Origin of the sequence: Burkholderia sp. AU33545 (assembly GCF_020419685.1) — a bacterium.
Lineage (GTDB): Bacteria > Pseudomonadota > Gammaproteobacteria > Burkholderiales > Burkholderiaceae > Burkholderia > Burkholderia diffusa.
The window spans coordinates 392,704-408,881 of sequence record NZ_JAIZRQ010000007.1; the positions used below are offsets into that span (position 1 = coordinate 392,704).

The window sequence follows — 16,178 nt, forward strand, 5'->3', positions numbered from 1 at the left end:
CAATATGCGTCCGGCCAACGTGGTCGAGTTCGTCGACTTCCTCCGGCATCGGACCAGTCAAACTCATTCGGCTCGACGTGGGCGCCGCCGTTGTAATGATGATGCGATGACGCTATTCCCCGCCGTCACGCGGGAATAGCGTCATCGGGCCCGCGCCCGTCGTTGCGCGCTTCCGGCATGCGGGCCGGCGCCTGCGCGCGTGTACACGCCGCGGGCACGCGCGATGCGTGCTTGCGGCGACATCGGAAATGCGAATGGAGGTGTGCGATGCAGACGACCAGAACGTCGGCCGGTCCGAATCAGGACACGCCGCTGAATCCGGGCGACGAAGGGCCACCCGATGCGCCGGGCGTGGGCGAGGACCTGTGCGGCGTGTGCCGCGGCACGGGCATGGTCGAAGGACAGCCATGCACGGTGTGCGGCGGAACGGGCAAGGTGCTGCAGGGTATTGGCGGCGGATAGGCGAACGACACGCATGCAGGCCGGTTGCCGCGATGCCCGGACGGGCCGCGCCTCACATGCGACGCCTCGGCACCGGAATCTGCCGCAACGCGGTGTTCGCAGCGTCCTGGCCGGACGCGCTCTCAACGACCGAGGCGTCGATCCCGCAGGAACGCGTTCAGCTCGCCGCCCGCATGCTCGATATGCCGCTTGAGCAGCGATGCCGCCGTGCGCGCATCGCCCTTGCGGCACAACGCGACCAGTTCGGCGTGTTCGGATTCGGCCACGTCACGCGCGGCCTCGGACAGCGACAACTGCACGCGCGTGTAGCGGTCGGTCTGCTGCAGCAGCGACGCGACGATCGCCGCCGTCTTCGGCTGGTCGGCCCGCGACAGCAACACCTGATGCAGCTCGGTGTTCAGTTCGCCCCAGCGCCCGGACTGGCTCGCATGCAGCACTTCGCTGTATTCCTCGAGGATCGCATCGAGCCGCGCGAAATCCTCGGCGGTCAGCTTCGCAATCGACTTCTTCAGCAGCACGGGTTCCAGCAGCGCGCGCAGTTCGAACAGTTCGGTGATGTCTTCCGGGGACAGTTCCGAGACGATCGCCCCCTTGTGAGGCAGGATCTTGACGAGCCCCTCGCTCTCGAGCTGCACGAGCGCTTCCCTCAGCGGAATCCGGCTGATGCCGAGCTCGGTCGCCAGCGCATCCTGGCGAAGCTGATAGCCGTCGACATACTCCCCTGTCAGGATACGGCGGCGCAATTCGTTCGCCGCGGCTTCGGCGCGCGTGGCGTAGACAAGAGGAGGGCGTTTCTCGTTCATGTTCGGACTGGGGGAAGGCGGTCAGGCAGATGTCGGCGCGGCGGCGGATATTGCATATTTTCTACAATATTAGCAGAGCGCCCGCGCCGTCGAGCCGCCGCCGCACGGGGCTTCACGCTGTCGCGCCCTGCGTTCTGCCGCCTGCGTATGTCGCTTGCCACGCCATTGCTGCTAGTCGAGCGTTGCACTTCCGAGGGCAGGTATCGATTGCAGCAACTGAAGGCCGGGCGCACCACCTGACCGAGCCCACTCTAGTCCCGCACCCAGCACGACTTGGGACCCCAATGGCAAGCAATGGTCAGAGATCTCCGCGCACTTCACCGGTTCCCAGCGCGCCCCGCTGCCGGTTGACTTCCGCCCAAAGCTCATCGCTGTCGTCATCGCGCAGCAGGACCATGTTGTCCAGCTGATCGTCGGTCACGCCGAAGTATTCCAGGATTTCCCGGCGAACCGCATCGATGAACTGCGCGTATTCCGGGGTAGCCTGGGCCTGCGCGTGCAGGGCGTCGTATTCTGCATCGTCCGCGCCGCCGCCATGCTCGTCGATATAGCGCGAGATCCACTGGTCTCGTTCGCGGTCGTAATCGGCTTCGGCGCGCATCGCTTGCACAGCCGTGTAGAAATCCAATTGGGCAAACGCGGCGATCGCCGCCGTTGTCGCCTCGTCGAACGTAGTCGTCATTCCATCTCTCATGTTGGTCATGGCACATGATCGCACGGGTCGCATCGCGACAGGTGCCGCGAATCAGGACGGTGCAACGCGCCGCCCGACGCCGACGTTTGGCCCGTGCGCCCTCGCGCTTGTTCAACGGCCGTATCGGCGTCTCAGGCTTATGCCCCGCACATGTGTCAACGCATCGTCGTTGACGGGAATGACCGTTTAGTCGGCGAAGCCGACGTCTGGGCGTCCGAGCAAACATGGAATCGATCGGTCGCTCGTGGCCGGTTGCGGTCAAGAGCAACTGATCGCTGCCGACCCCAAACTGCCATTGTGCGTAGTGACCGCGCAATGATCGGTTCCGAGGTAAGAAGCGCCATTCAGGGCTAATTTGCAGCCAGTGGCCCGAACCAGTACGAAGCTGTAACGCCTCCGTCCATCAGGACATCGCTGCCGGTAATGAAGCAGCCGTCCGGTCCCATTAGAAGTGCCGCGACATTGGCGACTTCATCGGGGGTGCCAGCACGCTTTGCCGGGCAGCCGTCAATCATGCGACGATACCCTTCACCACGCGGACCGGACAGTTCGTCCTTCGCGAGCGGCGTGATGATGATGCCGGGGCTTATCGTATTGACGCGCGCGCCGCGCTTGCCCCAACGAACGGCCTCGAACATCACCCGCAATGCATTGCCGCGCTTCGATAACTGATAGGCGTGGAGAGAGTCGTTCACCTTGTCGGGCTGAAGCAAGGGCAGCTTCAGCAAGTCTTCCACAGACGTCGTAGCGAGCGCCTCGTTGTCGGCTGTCGATAGCGGCGGCAGCCGGTGTCCCGACTGCGATGCGATGACAACTCCCGAACCGCCTTCCGCTATGACCTTGCCGAATTCCTCAAGAATGACTGCCGTGCCGTAGAGATCGACCTTCAGGATCGTCTCCGGTGACGCTTGCGATGGCGAGACTCCCGCTGCATGGATCAGACCGTGAATCTCTCCGATCGACGTAGCGGTCGCGACGAGGGCTTCGATAGACGCCCGCGACGAAATATCGACTGTTGTCGTGGTCACGTCGAACCCGGCTTCGCTCAATGTCTTCGCCGCTGCGTCAGCATTTTCCTGCCGGAGATCAGCTAGCAGCAGATGCTTGCCAGCGCCAACGCGTCGCACGATCGCCTGCCCGATCGACCCAGGGCCAATCACAACGATGACTTTTTGCATGATGTCCTTCTTACCAGCTCAGAGATCACTGACGCCGATGGAGTTTCGAACGTAAAGGCCAGGTGTGGTCGCGATTTTCACTATCAGCCCTGAGAGGCTATCGAGTGAAATATCGTGGCCCTGGAACGGCTCACCCTTCTGCGTAATGACGTACGGACATTCCGGCCCCCGCGTGAACCATCCTGGCCGCAGGATTGTGTAGTCGAGATCGGACGCCTCGATCAGCGCGGCTGAATCCCGGTAAGGATCGAGAATGCTCCGATATTTTTCGCCCGGCACTTCGCCGTAAATTCCCATCGAACTGATGAAGATCAGCCGTTTCAGGCCGACCGCGTGCATGGCGTCAATGATGCTCCGCGCCTGCCGGGCCATGTCCCCAGAAAGGTTCGCATAGACCACGTGCTGGCCCTGCATGACGCTTCGCAACGCGGCCGTGTCGAGAACATCACCTTCGATGATGGTCACCCGGTCCGGATCCGGATTTTCCAGCCGCTTCGCGTTCCGTAGGTAGAGCGTCAGCGAAACGCCCTCGCGTTCGAGCAGAACGCGGTTCGTGTTGCGCGCCAGACCACCATTGGCTCCGAGAACGAGTATTTTTTTCATTGAGGCAATTCCTGGCGCTTCACAATTCCTGAGCCGTGGGCCGGAACAGGATTTCGTTCACGTCTACGTCCTCGGGCTGCCGGATCGCAAATGCGACCATGCGGGCAAAGCTGTCGGCCGGGATATCGAACTGCTCGTAGAAGTCGGCGATCCCCGCCGCGACATCCGCCTCGGTGATGCTCTGCGGCAGTTCCGACTGCACCGCGCCCGGCGAAATGACCGTCGTGCGGATGTTGTAGGGCTTCACCTCCTGGCGCAGTCCTTCAGACAGCACCCGCACCGCCGTCTTCGTGGCGCAGTAAACGGCATTGTTTTTCCCAACCTTATGGCCCGCTACTGACGACACGTTGATGATATGACCGCTCTTCTGGCGCGTCATATGGGGGAGCACAGCGGCGACGCCATACAGCACGCCCTTGATATTGACGTCGATCATGCGGTCCCAATCCTCGATCTTTCCGCGCTCCAGAGGCGAGTGCGGCATCAGACCGGCATTGTTGATGATGACGTCGACGCGCCCGTGCGCCCTTACAGAGCCATCGACCAGCGCCTTTACCTGCTCGGCGTCGGTGACATCCGTTTCAATTGCCGCTGCCTCGGGAAGCTTGAGTTCGGCGGTCAATGCTCTCAGGCGATCGATGCGGCGTGCACCGAGCACCAGCTTTGCGCCGTCTGCCGCGAGGCGGCGAGCGGCTGCTTCGCCGAGGCCGCTGCTTGCACCGGTGATGACGATGACTTTTCCTGCAATGTTTTCCGACATGATGATTCTCTCCGCACAAGTCCCGCGATCGCGCAGCGGGTTATTTGCCGACCCGCGCCTGCATATGCGCCGGGTAACGGTCGCCCTGCACGGGGATGGCCGAGAGAGCCGACTCAATGTCACTGAGGTCATCTACCGTCAATGCGATGTCAGCCGCGCCGACATTCTCTTCCAAGCGATGCAGCTTCGTCGTGCCCGGAATCGGTACGATCCATGGCTTCTTTGCGAGCAGCCAGGCAAGCGCGACCTGTGCCGGCGTCGCTTTCAGCCCCGATGAGATTTTCTTCAGCACGTCGACCAGGCCCTGATTAGCCTTGCGGTTTTCTTCCGAAAAACGGGGCACGACATTACGGAAGTCCGATTTATCGAAGCTGGTGGTCGCGTCGATCGCCCCCGTCAGAAACCCCTTGCCGAGCGGGCTGAACGGCACGAGGCCAATGCCGAGTTCTTCGAGCAACGGCAGGATCTCTTTTTCCGGCTCGCGCCACCACAGCGAATATTCGCTTTGCAGCGCGGCGACAGGCTGCACGGCATGCGCGCGGCGGATCGATTGCGCGCCCGCCTCTGACATGCCGAAATGCTTGATCTTCCCTTGCTGGATCAGATCTTTGACAGCGCCCGCGACGTCTTCCATCGGAACGTTCGGATCGACGCGGTGTTGATAGAAGAGATCGATACGATCTGTGCGCAGCCGTTTGAGCGCCGCGTCCGCTACTTCGCGAATGCGCTCCGGCCGACTGTCCTGCCCCTTGCTGGCGTCACCGTTCTCGAAACCAAACTTTGTCGCAATAACGACCTCGTCTCTGAACGGTTGCAGCGCCTCGCCTAACAATTCTTCATTCGCACCTTGACCATACGCTTCGGCCGTATCGAAGAACGTCACGCCTCGTTCGAAGGCCCTCTGGATCAGTTTGATCGCGTCGGCCTTAACGGCCGCAGGGCCGTAGCCGTTGCTCAGACCCATGCAACCCAGACCGATTGCGGACACTTCGAGTCCGCTTTGTCCGAGAGTACGTGTCTTCATCAGTCCAACTCCTCAACTTTCCAACGGGGCTGGATCGCCTTCGTATTGCTCGTCGTCGACCTTTTCCATCCAGGTGACGGGACTACCGTTTTGAGATTCGGCGATCGCGATATGCGTCATCGCCGTTGATGCCGTCGCGCCGTGCCAGTGCTTTTCACCGGGAGCTATCCACACGATGTCGCCCGGCCGAATTGTTTCGACCGGGCCATCGGCGCGCTGAACCCAGCCGACACCAGCAGTCACGAGCAGCGTTTGACCGAGTGGATGTGTATGCCATGCGGTTCGCGCGCCGGGCTCGAACGTAACGGTAGCGCCTCCGATGTTGGACGGACTGTCACCGGCGAATGGTGCATCGATCCTGACAGTTCCCGTGAAGTATTCTGCCGGCCCCTTCACGGACGGTTGCGATCCGCATTTTCTGATCTGCATGAGAATTCCTTCCAGATATTGTCTTGCCGCCCAATGTAGCAGCGTGGGTCGATGCGAATAAGCGCTACAATCCGCATGAAGCTAGAAGGCAGGCTTATAAATGGCGCGCTCAGATCTTTCCGATATCACCGCATTCCTGGCTGTCGCGCGAGAGGGCAGCTTCACAAAAGCCGCCGCGAAGCTAGACGTTTCGCAGTCGGCCCTCAGTCAGACTGTGCGCAATCTGGAGGCGCGGCTGGGGCTACGGCTTCTCACCAGGACCACGCGCAAGATCTCGCCGACCCTAGCCGGTGAACGGTTGATCCAGTCGGTCGGTCCCCGCCTGGATGAGATAGAAGCTGAGCTGAGCGCACTAAGCGCTTTGCGCGACAGGCCAGCGGGCGTCGTACGCATCGCAGCCGGAGAGCACGCAGCGGAATCGCTGTTATGGCCGGTAATCGAGCGACTTCTGCCCGATTACCCGGAAATAACGATCGAAATCGTTATCGACAACGGACTGACCGACATCGTCGAACAGCGGCTCGATGCAGGTGTGCGCCTTGGCGAGCAGGTTGCCAAGGATATGGTCGCCGTCCGCATCGGTCCCGATGTGCGAATGGTCGTTGTCGGCACGCCGGGGTATTTCGAGAAGCACCCGAAACCGAAGACGCCACAGGACCTGACAGGGCACAACTGCATCAACATTCGCCTGCCAACGGCCGGCGGCATTTACGCATGGGAATTCAGGAAGGGCGAACGTCAGCTGAACGTACGCGTTGAGGGACAGCTTGTATTTAATACGGCAACGATGGCAGTGAAAGCCACGCTTGCGGGCGTCGGACTCGCCTTCGTGCCGGAGCAGCGCGTGTCATCGCAGCTTGAAAGCGGAGAGCTTGTGCAGGTTCTCTCGGACTGGTGCCCGTCATTTTCGGGTTTCCATCTGTACTACCCAAGCCGTCGGCAGCCCACCCCTGCGTTCGTCATCGTCGCGAATGCGCTTCGCGAAGGCGCAGGCGCGCAGAAACCCGGCGTCAAACGAAAAAAATAGCGACCGGTCGAGGAATGCGTGGCCGTCTGCTTTTGGACGCGAGGCGCCTGCGAGATGTCTTGCTGTTGTTGTGATCTAACGGCTGCTTATGGCCGGTAAACTTCACCGTCATATAGAATGATGCGCTTTGCCCGCACGCCTATGTGGTTCAAGAATCTTCAGCTTCATCGTCTTCCGGCACCGTGGGCCGTTACCCCCGATCAGATGGAAGAATGGCTGGCGCCCCACGCGTTTCAGCCGGGCACCAGCGTCGAGATGCAGCGCTTCGGATGGGCGTCGCCGCGTGACGACGGCGCGCTTGTGTATTCGATCAATCGGCAGATGCTGCTGATGTTTCGTGCCGAAAAGAAGCTGCTCCCTGCCTCGGTCGTCAATCAGGTGACCAAGGCCCGAGCGCTTGAAGTCGAGGAGCAGCAGGGCTTCAAGGTCGGGCGAAAACAGCTGCGCGAACTCAAGGAGCAGGTGACCGACGAACTGCTGCCGCGCGCGTTCACCATTCGCCGCGATACCCGCGTGTGGATCGATACGGTGAACGGCTGGCTCGTCATCGATGCGGCTGCACAGGCTCTTGCCGACGACGTCCGCGGCCTGCTCGTCAAGTCGATCGATCAATTGCCGCTCGCCGGCGTTCAAGTGGCGCTTTCGCCGGTCGCCGCGATGACGGATTGGCTGCTGTCCGGCGACGCGCCGGGCGGGTTCACCGTGGACCAGGACGCCGAGTTGCGCTCGAGCGGCGAAGGCGGTGCCACGGTGCGATACGTCGGCCACGCGCTGGAAGCGAACGACATGCGCCGGCACATCGAGGCCGGCAAACAATGCATGCGCCTCGCCATGACCTGGGATGACCGAATCTCCTTCGTGCTGACACCGTCGCTGACGATCAAGCGCGTCACGCCGCTCGACGTGATCAAGGAAGCGACGGATCCCACCGCGCAGAACGACGACGAACGCTTCGACTCGGACGTCACGCTGATGACGGGTGAATTGGGGCGGATGTTGACCGATCTGGTCGATATCCTGGGTGGTGAGCGGCACGACGCGATTCATCAGGCGGCAGCAGCCTGAGTCTCGCCGGCTGTCAAGGATCATCGCCCTGCGGCGGCGAGGCTTCGCGCGGACGCGACATGTCGAGCAGGAGCGTCGCCGCTCTGGCGCGGGTCGCGGCTGCGCGCTCGCGATCCGTAGGAGACCGGTGCAATCCCTGAACGCGGCCGCGATAGTCAAGATCGCCAGGCAATTCGTATAAGACCACCGACCGTCTTCCCCGCTCTCCCCGGGAAATCCGCGCTGAACCGAAAAAAAGCCACCCTAGCGGGTGGCTTCGGTGCGTTCGACCGGGCTTCGGTCGCATACGTCACGCGTGGGTGCGCCGGCTCGCCTCGGCATCGACGTCGCGCAGCGACTTGCCGCGCGTTTCCTTCGCGAGGCCCACGCAAACGATCGAGATCGCCGCCGCCGCGACCAGATACAGTGCGATCGGCGTCGACGAGTGATAGCGCTCGAGCAACGACAGCCCGATCAACGGCGCGAGCGAGCCGGCCATCAGCGGCGCGACCTGGTAACACAGCGACAGCGCGGTATAGCGCACGTTGGTCGGGAACATCTCGGTCATCAGCGCCGAGTACGGCGAGTAGGTCATCGATTCGATGAACAGGCCGAGCACGATCGCGGCCATGATGATCCAGTCGTTGCCGGTGTCCATCATCGGGAACGCGACGAAGCCCCAGCCCGCGGTCAGCACCGCGCCGGTCAGGTATACGGGCTTGCGGCCGACGATGTCCGACATGAGCCCCATCAGCGGGATGAAGAAGAAGTGGATCGCGTTGGCGGCGAACATCAGCTTCAGGATCCGCGTGGTATCGAAGCCGACGACCAGCTTCAGATAGGTCAGCGAGAACGTGACGACCATGTAGTACAGGATGTTCTCGGCAAAACGCGCGCCGATGCCGATCAGCACCTGCCGCCAGTGGTACTTCAGCACGTGGCCCACGCCGAGCTGCCTTTCCTGCTTCTGCGCGCGGCGCGCCTGCGCTTCCTTGAAGATCGGCGCATCGTCGACCTTGCGGCGAATCCAGAAACCGATCAGCACGACCACCGCCGAGAACCAGAACGCCGCGCGCCAGCCCCACGCAAGGAAGTCGGCCTCGGACAGCGAGCTCGACAGCACCAGCAGGATAATGGTCGCGACCAGGTTGCCGGCCGGCACGCCGGCTTGCGGCCAGCTGGCCCAGTAGCCGCGGCGGTTGTCCGGGCTGTGCTCGCTGACCAGCAGGATCGCGCCGCCCCACTCGCCGCCGAACGCGAAGCCCTGGATCAGGCGCAGCGACACCAGCAGCACCGGCGCCCAGTAGCCGATCGCATCGAAGGTCGGCAGGCAGCCCATCAGGAAAGTCGTGATGCCGACCACGATCAGGCTGACCTGTAGCAGATACTTGCGGCCGAACTTGTCGCCGTAGTAGCCGAACACCAGCCCGCCGATCGGGCGCGCGGCGAACCCCACCGCATACAGCGCGAACGCCGCGAGCAAGCCGTCGATCGGGTTGCCCGTCTTCTTGAAGAAGTGCGTGCCGAACACCAGCGCCGAGGCCGTTCCATACAGGAAGAACTCGTACCACTCCGCCACCGATCCGACCATCGACGCCGCGACGACCCGCTTCAATTCCCGTTTCGACGCCGTGTCCTGCACGGCCGTCGCACCACCAGGCGAGACTGCCTCGCCGACCTGACTTGTCATCTCCGTATCTCCTCTCGTTGTCTTCCATTTCCCTTGACGGGCCGGTTCGCGGGTAAGCGCGCCGAAAGATTTTATACAATATCCAATACACAATCCAAGCAATCTCAAAAATGCTTTCGGCGGAAATGCGACACGTCGGCGAGCCGCCGCCGGCCGTTCCGGGAGCCTGCGGGGGAACGGATTTCGGTCAGATGAAAGCGCGACGGGAACGGGCTTGCGCAACGCTGGTCGGGATTCGCGGGCATCAGGTGGTGGAGCCGGGACGCGCATCGCGCCGCCTTCGCCGGGATCGCCCGACATCCTCGCCGGAGGCCGCCGTAGCGCGGTTCGCCGCCGTCGCCGATGCCCCGAAACCAAGGCCTGTGTCATGCCCTTTTTATTTTATATTGTATAAAATATGCGGACTGGCTAGAATGCACTCGTCGATGGCTGACTTTCGGGCGAAACCGGAGGCAACGTTTCGGCACCGAGGCACGCAAGAGGTGGCCAGCCGCCGTCCGGATCACGTGAAGCACCGACGAGACGGCGAGCGAGCGTACCGCCCAGGTTGTGCCAGCAATGGCAGTTGACCCTATCTGAATGTGAGGAAACGAGATGAGCGACAACATTTTTACCGGCACCATTCCGGCCCTGATGACGCCGTGCACCGCTGACCGTCAGCCGGATTTCGACGCGCTGGTAAAGAAGGGCAAGGAACTGGTGGCACTCGGCATGCGCGCGGTGGTGTACTGCGGCTCGATGGGCGACTGGCCGCTGCTGACTGAAGCGCAGCGCCAGGAAGGTGTCGCGCGCCTGGTCGAAGCCGGCGTCCCGACGATCGTCGGCACCGGCGCGGTGAACTCGAAGGAAGCCGTGTCGCACGCCGCGCATGCCGCGAAGGTTGGCGCGCACGGCCTGATGGTGATCCCGCGCGTGCTGTCGCGCGGCGCATCGCCGGCCGCACAGAAGGCTCACTTCGCCGCGATCCTGAACGCCGCGCCGAACCTGCCGGCCGTGATCTACAACAGCCCGTACTACGGCTTCGCGACCCGTGCCGACCTGTTCTTCGAACTGCGTCGCCAGCACCCGAACCTGATCGGCTTCAAGGAATTCGGCGGTGCGGCCGACATGCGTTACGCAGCCGAGAACATCACGTCGCAGGACGACAGCGTGACGCTGATGGCCGGCGTCGACACGCAAGTGTTCCACGGCTTCGTGAACTGCGGTGCCGCGGGCGCGATCACCGGCATCGGCAACGCGCTGCCGCGCGAAGTGCTGCAACTCGTCGACCTGTGCAAGAAGGCTGCGCAAGGCGATGCGGTGGCACGCGTACGTGCGAAGGAACTGGAAGCGGCGCTGGCCGTGCTGTCCTCGTTCGACGAAGGCTGCGACCTGGTCCTGTTCTACAAGCACCTGATGGTGTTGAACGGCGACAAGGAATACACGCTGCACTTCAACGAAACCGATGCACTGAGCGACGCGCAACGCAACTACGCGGAAGCGCAGTACACGCTGTTCCGCAACTGGTACGCGAACTGGTCGAAGAGCATCGCGTAAGCGCGCTCGCACGATGCAGTGCAATATGCGGCCATGACACGGCTGCGTGATGGAAAGGGAAAGCCACGGATCGCTCCGTGGCTTTTTTCTTGTCTACGCCCCGCCCTGAAGCAGCACGCCCGCACACGCTCGGCAGGCATCCGCCGCATCAGTGTTGCTGCACGGCCGCGCCGCTCGCGCGCTCCTGTTCCGTGAGTTCCGTGCGGCAGCGGCCGATCGCGTGCAACGCACCGGCCGCGACGAGCGCCGGTACCGCAAGCAGGCTGAACACATCGCCGAAGCGCCAGCCGAACCCCATCAGCATCGCGCCGGCGAACGCGCCGGCCACGCCGCCAATCCGTCCGATGCCGAGCATCCAGGCCACGCCCGTCGCGCGGCAACGCGTCGGATACAGGCTCGCCGCATAGGCCGACATCGACGTCACGGCGCTCGTCACCACGGTGCCGCACAGGAAGATCAGCGTGCCGAGCCACGCGGCATGCCCGATCGTGCGGCTCGCCACGAGCACCAGCAGCGCTGCGACGACATACGCAATCACGATCGTCCGGTTCGGATTGAAGCGATCCATCAGCCACCCGACACCGAGGTTGCCGAGCACGCCGCCCAGCGGGAACAGCGACGTCATCAGCGCGCCGCCTTCGGCGCTGAAGCCCGCATCGCGAAGCAGCGTCGGCATCCAGTTGGTCAGCAGGTAATAGATCAGCAGCCCCATGAAGTAGGCCGCCCACAGCATCAGCGTCCGCGAACGAAACTGCGCGGACAGCACCTGCGCGAGCGCGGACGCCCCGCCGGCCTGCGGGCGCGCGCCGGCGGCCACGAACGCACGGTCGTCGAAGCGCTCGTTCGGTGCGATCCGTGCGAGGATGCGCGCGATGCGCGCATGCGTGCCGGGTCGTGCCGCGAGATACTGCGCCGACTCGGGCAACAACATCACGAGCGCGACCGCCAGCGCGATCGGCCCGATGCCGCCCGCGGTCAGCACGCTTTGCCAGCCGAAGTGCGGAATCAGCCATGCCGACGTGATGCCGCCTACCGCGAGCCCGCACGAGAAGCCGCAGAACATCGCGTTGACGGCCACGCCGCGGATCCGGCCCGGCGCATATTCCGCCATCAGCGTGACGGCGTTCGGCATCGCCGCGCCGAGGCCGAGCCCGGTCAGGAAGCGAAAGGCGGTCAGCGCCTCGATCGACTGCGCGTGCGCGGACACCATGCTCCACGCGCCGAAGCACGCAACCGACAGCACGAGCACGGTCTTGCGGCCGAGCCGGTCCGCGCAGGGGCCGGCGGCGAGTGCGCCGATGCCGAGCCCGGCGAGCGCTGCGCTCATCACCGGACCGAGCGCGCTGCGCGCGATGCCCCAGTCGTGGGTCAGCGCCGGCGCGATAAAGCCGATCGCGGCCGTGTCGTAGCCGTCGGCGGCCACGACCAGAAAGCACAGGATCAGGATCAGCCACTGGCAGGGGGAAAAGCGCTCGGCGTCGATGAACGACTGCACGTCGAGCGTACGCGGTTGGGTTTTCATCGTGTGTCTCCTTCGATCCGGTGCAAGACGGCGCTGATACGCCGCACACACGCGGACATCTCCATGTTCATGTTTCGTTGCAGGCCCGGCGTCCGGGTGACGTGCACAGGTCAGCCAGGCGGCGAATCCCCGGCGCCAATGCCGTCCGCGCAGCTCGTCATCATTGCCACTCTCTCCATGCGAATGGCGTCCATGTCGTATCGGGGTGTCGTCGTCATGGGCTCAGCGCGTCAGGTACGCGAGGCTCGGGAACTCGACGCGGCGGATGATGCGGCTCTCCTGCGCGACGATCAGATGGCCGGACGCCTGCAGGTACGCGGGCCAGTCCGGATCGGCATCGCGCGCGGTGCGCCGCGCGTCGTAATCGGCGATGCTGTCGTAGCCCCACAGGTGGACAACCTGGTTCAAAGCGCCGATGTCGCTCATGTAGAAGCCGACGGGTGGGCCGAGATACTTCACCTGGATCGGCATCGCGAGTCGGTCGAAGATCTCGATGAATTCCGCCATGCCGCGCGGGCGGATCGTATAGATGCGATGGTCGATGAATGCTTTCGCGGTAGTCATGGTGTGCTCCGGGTTCACGCGGTCGCGCGCGCGTCGGCGGGATGCGCCACGGCAGCGCCCGGTGTCGGTTCGGTGAGGCCGGTCAGGTCGACGAGCCCCGCAATATGGCGCGCGCTCAGATAGCCGAACGTCATGATCGGACCGAGCGTGATCCCTGCACCCGGGTAGTTTCCGCCCATGATGCTGGCGCGATCGTTGCCGACCGCGTACAGGCCGGCGATCGGCTGGTCGTCGGCGGCCAGCACCTGCCCGACCGCGTTGGTGCGAATTCCGTCGAAGGTGCCGAGATCGCCCATCACGACCTTCAGCGCGTAATACGGCCCGTCGCCGAGCGGCGCCACGCACGGATTCGGACGATGGTCCGCGTCGCCGAGATAGCGGTTGAACGACGTCGTGCCGCGGCCGAATCCGGGATCCTCGCCACGCGCGGCGTCGCGGTTGTAGCGCCGCACGGTTTCCTCCAGATTCGCTGCATCGATACCGGCCCGCTGCGCGAGTTCCGCCAACGTACGGCCCTGCACGAGATAGCCGTTGCGCAGCAGCGGCCCGAGCGGCACCGGTGCGGGCTTCGCAAAGCCGAGCCCGTATTTGCGGATCGTCGCGCGATCGCACACGAGCCACATCGCCGTCTCTGTCTCGTCGCGACATGCGGCGATCATCGCCGCACCGACGTCGTGGTAGGAATTCGATTCGTTCGCGAAACGCGTGCCGCGACGGGTCACGCCGATGACACCCGGCTTGTAGCGATCGAGCAGATGCGGAAACACCCCGAAACGGCCATCGCCGAGCGGCACGCGCGAAACGGGCATCCATGCGGCCGGTTGCGGATAGCGAATCTCCACGCGGCCGCCGGCCTGCTCGGCCAGCTTCGCGCCGTCGCCGGTGTTGCCGGCCGGCACGGGCGACACATGCACGCCGCCGCGCGCAACGTGTGGATACGCACGCGCGATTCGCGCGACGTCGTGCGAGAAGCCGCCGCTCGCCAGCACAACCGCACGGCGCGCGGTAATGCGATACGTCTCGCCATCCGCCCCGACCGTCGCGCCGGCGATGCGGCCTCCGTCGGTCACCAGTTCACGTGCGGGCGTGTTCGTCAGGATCGGGATCCCGAGGTCCAGCGCCGACTTCGCGAGTCGTGCAGCGAGCGCGTTGCCGCTCGTGATCTGCACGCCGCGCCGGTACAGCGCGAGATCCTTCAGATGCGCGGCGAGCCGCTTCGTCACGTACCACGCGGACTTGAGCGAGCGCGTTGCGTTGAAGAAATGCTTCAGATCCGCATTCGACGAATTGAACATCATCCCGATAAACGTGATCGTCTTCAACGGCGGACGCAGGCGCTCGAGATCCTGCCTGAGCCGCCGCGCGTCGTACGGCGCGGCGACGACCGAGCGGCCGATGTCGACTCCGCCTGGCTGGTCCGGGTGATAGTCGGGATACAGCGTCGGGACGAATTTCACGTCCGTTTCGCGCTCGAAGAATTCGAGCATGCGCGGGCCGTGCTCGAGAAAGGCCTCGATTGCCGCGTCGTCACGGAACGCGCCCGTTTCGCCGCGCAAATACGTGCGTGCCGCCTCGCGCGTATCGCGCACGTCGTTTGCACTCGCGTGGCGATTGCCGGGGATCCACAGCACGCCGCCGGAAAACGCGGTCGTGCCGCCGAAGCACGCGTCCTTCTCGACGACGATCACGTCGAGGCCGGCCTTGCGCGCGGTAATCGCGGTGGACAGGCCGCCCGCTCCCGATCCGATCACGAGCAGATCGCACGTGACGTGCTTCGAACGATGCCGATCGTTCATCATGTCTTCCTCCATGGATGGAACAGCCGCGCCGCCACGCCGCTGAACGCGGCGTGTCTGCATCACGCGCGGCAATGTCGTTGAACTACCTTGCGCCGGCACCGGCCTCATAGCCAGGCCGCGGAACGAGATCCATCAGCATCGCGTCGAGTCCACCGTCAACCACCAGTTCCGCCCCGTTCACATACGCGGCGCGCGGGCTCGCGAGAAAGGCGACGACGTTCGCGATGTCGTCGGGGCGGCCGATGCGCCGGCTCGCGGTCATCGCGCTGCGTCGCGCCTCGATGTCGCCGCTCTGATAGAACGCTTCGGACAGCGGCGTGCGGATCATCCCCGGGCACACCGTATTGCTGCGGATGCCGCGCGGCCCCCACTCCGCCGCCAGCTGCCGCGCGAGCATCGCGACCGCTGCCTTGCTCGCGCTGTACGCACCGCTATGCGTCTGCGGGTAGCGCGCCGCGATGGACGCGACATGCACCATCGAGCCCGAGCCGCGTGCCAGCATCGCGCGGCCGAACGCCTGCGAGCAGAGCATGTAGCCGGTGAGATTGACCTGCAGCATCGCGTTCCATGCGTCCAGGCTGATCGTCTCGATGCCGCCGGCACGCAACAGGCCGGCGTTGTTCACAAGTACGTCGACGGGACCGAAATCGCGCTCGACGCGTTCCGCGGCCTGGCTCACGCTCGCCGCGTCGCCAATGTCACATCCGATCGCGACGACATCGCCGCCTGCCGTCCGCAACCGCTCCGCGACGGCGATCGTCCTGTCCGCGTCACGGTCGAGCAACGCGACCCGCGCACCGGCTGCCACGAGCGCTTCGACAATCGATGTACCGATGCCGCCCGCCGCCCCCGTCACGACACACACCTGCCCGTCGAGACGAAGCCAGTCCGCCTGTCGGGTGTCTGCTTGCGATATCATTAGGTTTCCTCTGTAAATAAGCTTGAAATGTCCGGATCGATCCGGCATACGCTGCCGGAACGTCGCGCGATGCGTCAGTTGCAAGCGCTACGTCGATGCGAAAAGTATAGAAGCGCGCATCGCG

Annotated in this window: 16 protein-coding genes; 4 read left to right on the forward strand and 12 right to left on the reverse strand. The window is 64.0% G+C overall.

The features are described 5' to 3' along the window. The first annotated feature begins 267 nt into the window (after nt 1-267). On the forward strand, nt 268-462 hold the full coding sequence (locus LGM71_RS24585; RefSeq protein ID WP_059600650.1) for a hypothetical protein: 195 nt from the start codon (nt 268-270) through the stop codon (nt 460-462). 122 nt (nt 463-584) lie between these two features. Here LGM71_RS24585 and LGM71_RS24590 read toward each other — a convergent pair whose 3' ends face one another. The 7 genes from LGM71_RS24590 to LGM71_RS24620 form a co-directional block, all read right to left on the reverse strand. Further along, nucleotides 585-1,265, reverse strand: coding sequence for a GntR family transcriptional regulator (locus LGM71_RS24590; protein ID WP_226116888.1), 681 nt, complete (start codon nt 1,263-1,265; stop codon nt 585-587). Nucleotides 1,266-1,563: 298 nt separating this feature from the next. Next, nucleotides 1,564-1,947, reverse strand: a complete 384-nt coding sequence (locus tag LGM71_RS24595) for an ATP-dependent protease (protein WP_226116890.1) — start codon at nt 1,945-1,947, stop codon at nt 1,564-1,566. A gap of 362 nt (nt 1,948-2,309) precedes the next feature. After that, nucleotides 2,310-3,137: an SDR family oxidoreductase gene (locus tag LGM71_RS24600; RefSeq protein WP_226116893.1), complete on the reverse strand. Its 828-nt coding sequence runs from the start codon at nt 3,135-3,137 to the stop codon at nt 2,310-2,312. A gap of 18 nt (nt 3,138-3,155) precedes the next feature. Then, complete coding sequence (locus LGM71_RS24605; RefSeq protein WP_226116895.1) at nt 3,156-3,740, reverse strand: NAD(P)H-binding protein; 585 nt, start codon at nt 3,738-3,740, stop codon at nt 3,156-3,158. A 19-nt stretch (nt 3,741-3,759) separates the two neighbouring features. After that, nucleotides 3,760-4,500: an SDR family oxidoreductase gene (locus tag LGM71_RS24610; RefSeq protein WP_226116897.1), complete on the reverse strand. Its 741-nt coding sequence runs from the start codon at nt 4,498-4,500 to the stop codon at nt 3,760-3,762. Between the two features lie 40 nt (nt 4,501-4,540). Then, nucleotides 4,541-5,524: an aldo/keto reductase gene (locus tag LGM71_RS24615; protein WP_226116899.1), complete on the reverse strand. Its 984-nt coding sequence runs from the start codon at nt 5,522-5,524 to the stop codon at nt 4,541-4,543. Between the two features lie 12 nt (nt 5,525-5,536). Next, nucleotides 5,537-5,953, reverse strand: a complete 417-nt coding sequence (locus LGM71_RS24620; RefSeq protein WP_174912876.1) for a cupin domain-containing protein — start codon at nt 5,951-5,953, stop codon at nt 5,537-5,539. Nucleotides 5,954-6,053: 100 nt separating this feature from the next. Between LGM71_RS24620 and LGM71_RS24625 the strand changes: the two genes are divergently transcribed. Together LGM71_RS24625 and LGM71_RS24630 are read left to right on the forward strand one after the other, a co-directional pair. Further along, nucleotides 6,054-6,980, forward strand: a complete 927-nt coding sequence (locus LGM71_RS24625; RefSeq protein ID WP_226116901.1) for a LysR family transcriptional regulator — start codon at nt 6,054-6,056, stop codon at nt 6,978-6,980. Between the two features lie 141 nt (nt 6,981-7,121). Then, the gene (locus tag LGM71_RS24630; RefSeq protein WP_226117068.1) at nt 7,122-8,045 is read left to right on the forward strand and encodes a recombination-associated protein RdgC; all 924 of its coding nucleotides are present in this window, start codon (nt 7,122-7,124) and stop codon (nt 8,043-8,045) included. A 289-nt stretch (nt 8,046-8,334) separates the two neighbouring features. Here the strand turns inward: LGM71_RS24630 and abaF are convergent, their stop codons facing one another. Continuing rightward, entirely contained in the window at nt 8,335-9,714 is a 1,380-nt protein-coding gene (gene abaF, locus LGM71_RS24635) for a fosfomycin efflux MFS transporter AbaF (RefSeq protein ID WP_124629442.1), read from the reverse strand. Between the two features lie 594 nt (nt 9,715-10,308). Between abaF and LGM71_RS24640 the strand changes: the two genes are divergently transcribed. Next, nucleotides 10,309-11,250, forward strand: a complete 942-nt coding sequence (locus LGM71_RS24640) for a dihydrodipicolinate synthase family protein (protein WP_059525958.1) — start codon at nt 10,309-10,311, stop codon at nt 11,248-11,250. 148 nt (nt 11,251-11,398) lie between these two features. Here LGM71_RS24640 and LGM71_RS24645 read toward each other — a convergent pair whose 3' ends face one another. The 4 genes from LGM71_RS24645 to LGM71_RS24660 form a co-directional block, all read right to left on the reverse strand. Further along, nucleotides 11,399-12,772, reverse strand: a complete 1,374-nt coding sequence (locus tag LGM71_RS24645; protein WP_226116905.1) for an MFS transporter — start codon at nt 12,770-12,772, stop codon at nt 11,399-11,401. Between the two features lie 222 nt (nt 12,773-12,994). After that, complete coding sequence (locus tag LGM71_RS24650; RefSeq protein WP_059600837.1) at nt 12,995-13,336, reverse strand: NIPSNAP family protein; 342 nt, start codon at nt 13,334-13,336, stop codon at nt 12,995-12,997. Between the two features lie 14 nt (nt 13,337-13,350). Continuing rightward, entirely contained in the window at nt 13,351-15,132 is a 1,782-nt protein-coding gene (locus LGM71_RS24655; RefSeq protein ID WP_226117069.1) for an FAD-dependent oxidoreductase, read from the reverse strand. Nucleotides 15,133-15,217: 85 nt separating this feature from the next. Beyond that, nucleotides 15,218-16,054, reverse strand: coding sequence for an SDR family NAD(P)-dependent oxidoreductase (locus tag LGM71_RS24660; RefSeq protein ID WP_174912866.1), 837 nt, complete (start codon nt 16,052-16,054; stop codon nt 15,218-15,220). Nucleotides 16,055-16,178 lie beyond the last annotated feature (124 nt).

Coding starts and splice junctions, on each gene's coding strand:
- LGM71_RS24645 (WP_226116905.1), bottom strand. CDS start 12,772: ATGAAAACCCAACCGCGTACGCTCGACGTGCAGTCGTTCATCGACGCC.
- LGM71_RS24630 (WP_226117068.1), top strand. CDS start 7,122: ATGTGGTTCAAGAATCTTCAGCTTCATCGTCTTCCGGCACCGTGGGCC.
- LGM71_RS24590 (WP_226116888.1), bottom strand. CDS start 1,265: ATGAACGAGAAACGCCCTCCTCTTGTCTACGCCACGCGCGCCGAAGCC.
- LGM71_RS24655 (WP_226117069.1), bottom strand. CDS start 15,132: ATGAACGATCGGCATCGTTCGAAGCACGTCACGTGCGATCTGCTCGTG.
- LGM71_RS24620 (WP_174912876.1), bottom strand. CDS start 5,953: ATGCAGATCAGAAAATGCGGATCGCAACCGTCCGTGAAGGGGCCGGCA.
- LGM71_RS24585 (WP_059600650.1), top strand. CDS start 268: ATGCAGACGACCAGAACGTCGGCCGGTCCGAATCAGGACACGCCGCTG.
- LGM71_RS24625 (WP_226116901.1), top strand. CDS start 6,054: ATGGCGCGCTCAGATCTTTCCGATATCACCGCATTCCTGGCTGTCGCG.
- abaF (WP_124629442.1), bottom strand. CDS start 9,714: ATGACAAGTCAGGTCGGCGAGGCAGTCTCGCCTGGTGGTGCGACGGCC.
- LGM71_RS24650 (WP_059600837.1), bottom strand. CDS start 13,336: ATGACTACCGCGAAAGCATTCATCGACCATCGCATCTATACGATCCGC.
- LGM71_RS24615 (WP_226116899.1), bottom strand. CDS start 5,524: ATGAAGACACGTACTCTCGGACAAAGCGGACTCGAAGTGTCCGCAATC.
- LGM71_RS24605 (WP_226116895.1), bottom strand. CDS start 3,740: ATGAAAAAAATACTCGTTCTCGGAGCCAATGGTGGTCTGGCGCGCAAC.
- LGM71_RS24640 (WP_059525958.1), top strand. CDS start 10,309: ATGAGCGACAACATTTTTACCGGCACCATTCCGGCCCTGATGACGCCG.
- LGM71_RS24660 (WP_174912866.1), bottom strand. CDS start 16,054: ATGATATCGCAAGCAGACACCCGACAGGCGGACTGGCTTCGTCTCGAC.
- LGM71_RS24595 (WP_226116890.1), bottom strand. CDS start 1,947: ATGACGACTACGTTCGACGAGGCGACAACGGCGGCGATCGCCGCGTTT.
- LGM71_RS24600 (WP_226116893.1), bottom strand. CDS start 3,137: ATGCAAAAAGTCATCGTTGTGATTGGCCCTGGGTCGATCGGGCAGGCG.
- LGM71_RS24610 (WP_226116897.1), bottom strand. CDS start 4,500: ATGTCGGAAAACATTGCAGGAAAAGTCATCGTCATCACCGGTGCAAGC.